Below are 857 nucleotides of genomic sequence, written 5' to 3'. Positions count from 1 at the left end.
AATGGGCGGGGAAAAAACAAATTATAACGATAAAGCACATGCTTTTAAGCGGATGTTTGGCGTTAAAACACAAACATTTATGAAAATGAAAGAAATTCTTGATAAAGAATACGAGGAAACACACAGAAAAGGCGGCAGCCCGCCAAAAATGTCTGTTGAAGATAAATTGTATGCCGCGCTTAAATATCTGCGTGAATATAGGACAATGGAAAGCATCGGAGGCGACTACGGAGTCAGCAAAAGCACAATATGCGAATCTATTCAATGGGTGGAAAACACCTTAACGAAAGACGGGACGTTTAAATTGCCCGGCAAAAAAGCGTTGAAAAAAGCAGGCGGCACGATTGAGTATATAGTGATCGATGTAACTGAAAGCCCGATAAACAGGCCAAAAAAAACCAAAAATCCCATTATTCCGGCAAAAAGAAGCGGCATACGATAAAAAACCAGATAATTATTAACGGCAAATCCAAAAAAATTATTGACGTTAAAGACGGGCTTGGGCATGAGCATGATTTCAACTTATTTAAAAGAACTATTGGAACCGAAATTGACGAAGAAATATTAATGTATGGCGATCTTGGGTATTTAGGCGTACGCGATTATCATGCAAACGGCATGATACCAATAAAAGCAAGTAAAAACAACCCGTTAAGTGAAAAAGACAAAGCATATAACAAACGCCTTGCGCGTAAAAGGGTTGCCGTAGAACATATTAACGCTAAAATAAAAACATTTAAAATTATGGCGTATCCATATAGGAATCACTGTAAAAGGCATCTGCTTAGATTGTCTTTAATCTGCGGTGTTATTAATTTTGAAAACAGGTGTAAATAATGGGTTGTCGAACAAGTCTA

General features: G+C 37.5%; 2 protein-coding genes. Both read left to right on the top strand.

What is annotated here, in order from left to right:
• On the top strand, window positions 1-442 hold a 442-nt coding region (locus tag ACYVRH_RS13895; RefSeq protein ID WP_461257476.1), incomplete at its 5' end, for a transposase family protein.
• Window positions 439-837: a transposase gene (locus ACYVRH_RS13890; protein ID WP_461257477.1), complete on the top strand. Its 399-nt coding sequence runs from the start codon at window positions 439-441 to the stop codon at window positions 835-837. The genes ACYVRH_RS13895 and ACYVRH_RS13890, both read left to right, overlap by 4 nt.
• Window positions 838-857 lie beyond the last annotated feature (20 nt).

It is taken from the genome of Treponema sp. R80B11-R83G3, from assembly GCF_054786115.1.
Note: the sequence above shows the minus strand (reverse complement) of the source record. Positions and strands in the feature narration are given on the sequence as shown.